Genomic DNA, 340 nt, shown 5'->3' on the forward strand with positions numbered 1-340 from the left:
GGTGTTCCCCGCGCTCGCGGGGATGAACCGGACGCGAACTCCGGCGAGTCCTTGTGCGGGAGTGTTCCCCGCGCTCGCGGGGATGAACCGAACATGCGGTCGCCTGCATTCATCTTGACAACGTGTTCCCCGCGCTCGCGGGGATGAACCGATGGACGGCACCGTGGCTGCCCCGGGGGAGCGGTGTTCCCCGCGCTCGCGGGGATGAACCGGGCAGCGGCAACGCCGTCGTGCAGATGACGGGCGTGTTCCCCGCGCTCGCGGGGATGAACCGGGCTGCGTGGCGTTCGGCACCGGCATGGACATCGTGTTCCCCGCGCTCGCGGGGATGAACCGGAAT

At 69.7% G+C, this 340-nt stretch carries 1 CRISPR repeat array.

From position 1 onward, the window contains the following. The first annotated feature begins 1 nt into the window (after position 1). Positions 2-336: direct repeats of the CRISPR family, unit length 29 nt; unit sequence GTGTTCCCCGCGCTCGCGGGGATGAACCG. The last annotated feature ends 4 nt before the right edge of the window (positions 337-340 follow it).

This window comes from Pseudoxanthomonas sp. J35 (assembly GCF_000513995.1).
In the GTDB taxonomy this organism is placed as follows: Bacteria; Pseudomonadota; Gammaproteobacteria; order Xanthomonadales; family Xanthomonadaceae; genus Pseudoxanthomonas.